1 protein-coding gene is annotated in these 1,950 nt (G+C 66.7%); it reads right to left on the reverse strand.

Features of this window, described 5'->3' with window-relative positions; genetic code table 11:
• On the reverse strand, positions 1-1,901 hold a 1,901-nt coding region (gene glgP / locus WCG50_RS19200; protein ID WP_336901196.1), incomplete at its 3' end, for an alpha-glucan family phosphorylase.
• Positions 1,902-1,950: the final 49 nt, after the last annotated feature.

The raw sequence follows: 1,950 nt of genomic DNA on the forward strand, positions 1-1,950 counted from the left end.
TTGCTGCCGTCATAGGCTTCGGCCCACCAGCCGTCCAGCACCGAGAGTTGCAAACCCCCGTTCAAACTTGACTTCATGCCGCTGGTGCCACTCGCCTCATTGGGCGGACGCGGTACGTTGATCCACACATCGCAGCCCGCCACCAGCTGCCCGGCCAGCGCCAAGTCGTAGTCCTCCAAAAACGCCGCGCGCCCGGCCACACTCGGCGCACGCTTGAGGGCGAACACCTGGCGCACCACGTCTTTGGCGGCGATGTCGGCCGGATGCGCCTTGCCTGAAAACACAAACTGCACCGGGCGCTCACCCCCGACCAGAGCCAACGCCCGCTCGGGCAGCAAGGCCACCAGATGCAGGCGTTTGTAGGTGGCCAGTCGGCGCGCAAATCCGAGGGTGAGGCGCTCGGGATCGAAACCGCTTCGGGGCGCCTCGGCGTAGTCCAGCGGCTCGCCTCGGCTCAACCGGTCTCTGGTGGCACGGCGTGCAATCATGTCCACCAATTGCCGTCGCGCCGCACCGCGTGCGGCCCACAACTCGGCAGCTGGAATGTTTTGCACCGGCGCCCAGGTGGCGGGCTGGTCAGCCCGGCTGAGCCAGCCTTCGCCCAGATAGCGGTCCAGCAACGTGCGCATCGGGCCGTGCAACCAGGTCGGCACATGCACGCCATTGGTGATGTGGCTGATGGGCACATCGGCCACGGCCCGGTCAGCGAACAAGGGTTGCCACATGGCACGCGCCACCGCGCCATGGCGGGCGCTCACGCCGTTGGCATGGCGACTGGCCCGCAGCGCCAGCACCGTCATGCTCACCGGCTGCTCGGGATTGCTGGGGTCCAGTCGGCCCAGACTGAGAAAACGCTCGCGGTCACACACCCCGTCTGCCACGCGCCCCAGCATGCCCAGCACCTCGGCGCGCCCGTAGGTCTCATTGCCGGCTGGCACCGGGGTGTGGGTGGTGAACACCACCTGCTCGCGCACCTGCTGCCAGGCCTCATCAAACCCTTGGCCAGCGAGGGCTTGTGCCTGCGCTTGAGCCAGTAACTCAAACACGCCCAGCACCGGGTGACCCTCGTTCAGGTGGTAAACGCAAGGGGCCAGCCCCAACGCTCGCAAGGCCCGCACGCCGCCCACGCCCAGCACCGCATATTGGGCCAACCGGATGCTGCGGTTGCTCTCGTACAGGCGCGAGGTGATCCAGCGCCCGACCTGGCTGTTCACCGGCAAATCGGTGTCGAGCAGGTAGAGTGGCACGCGCCCGATATCGACGCGCCAGATTTGGGCGGTGACGTTTTCAGTTTCAATGGGCACCGTGACCGTCACGGGTCGCCCATCGGCGCCGGTGACCTTGACGCAGGGCAGCCGCTCGGGGTCGGCATCCAGCCAGTACTCATGCTGATAGCCGGTCGCGTCAATGCGCTGGTGAAAGTAGCCGGTGCGGTACATCAGCCCCAGCCCCACCATCGGCAGCGCCAAATCGGAAGCCTCTTTCAGGATGTCGCCCGCCAGCACACCCAAGCCCCCGGAGTAGATCGGCAGCGAGCCGTGCACGCCAAATTCGGAGCAGCAAAACGCCACCGGGTGCGCCGGACTGACAGCGCCAGCGCACCAGGGCCGGGCCCGGTCGGCCGCCAACTCGGCCGCAATGCGGTCGACCCAGCCGACGAAGCCGGCGTCCTCGGCGGCCCGCTCCAGCATGGCGCGCGGGGTCTCGGTCAGCAGTCGCCGGGGGTTGTGCCCGGTGCGGGCCCAGCGCTCGGGGTCCAAAGTCTCGAACAAGGCCGCGCCATCGGCCGTCCATGACCAGCGGTAGTCATACGCCACGCGGGCGAGCGAGCGCAAGGGCTCTGGCAGGCAGCCCTCCAGTTCTACTACCGCACACTCAATGTCATGGTCACCTGGAAACATGCCTGAAATAGTAGCTTCAGGCTGTTTTTTAAAACCTCGAATTTCGCAA

The organism is Rhodoferax sp. (assembly GCF_037143375.1).
Taxonomy (GTDB): domain Bacteria; phylum Pseudomonadota; class Gammaproteobacteria; order Burkholderiales; family Burkholderiaceae_C; genus Rhodoferax.